The sequence below is a fragment of the Clostridium sp. ZBS15 genome (assembly GCF_023845705.1).
In the GTDB taxonomy this organism is placed as follows: Bacteria; Bacillota; Clostridia; order Clostridiales; family Clostridiaceae; genus Clostridium; species Clostridium aquiflavi.
The window spans coordinates 1-278 of record NZ_JAMQHY010000182.1 but is presented as its reverse complement, the minus strand read 5'-3'; the positions used below and the strand labels follow the sequence as shown (position 1 = coordinate 278).

Sequence of the window (278 nt, the reverse complement as noted above, 5' to 3'; positions counted from 1 at the left end):
AAATAAGTGAGTTTTATATTGATTTAGCAGAAATTAGACATAGAGATTTTCAGGTTATTAAGCCTAAAAATGAAATCATAGTATCATGGGAAGAGGATAAAATAAAAAGAGCTATTATTATATTACTTGAGAATGCGTTTAAGTATACAAATGAAGGTGGATCTGTGAAATTAATTGTTGAAGACTTAACTAAAAGTATAAAAGTAACAGTTAAGGATGATGGGATAGGCATTAAGGGAGAAGATCAAAAACGTATATTTGATAGGTTTTATAGAAGT

The 278-nt window shown here is 27.7% G+C and carries 1 protein-coding gene; it reads left to right on the top strand.

Features of this window, described 5'->3' with window-relative positions; genetic code table 11:
- Nucleotides 1-278: sensor histidine kinase (locus NG904_RS16950; RefSeq protein WP_252232904.1), on the top strand; the 278-nt coding region annotated here is incomplete at both ends.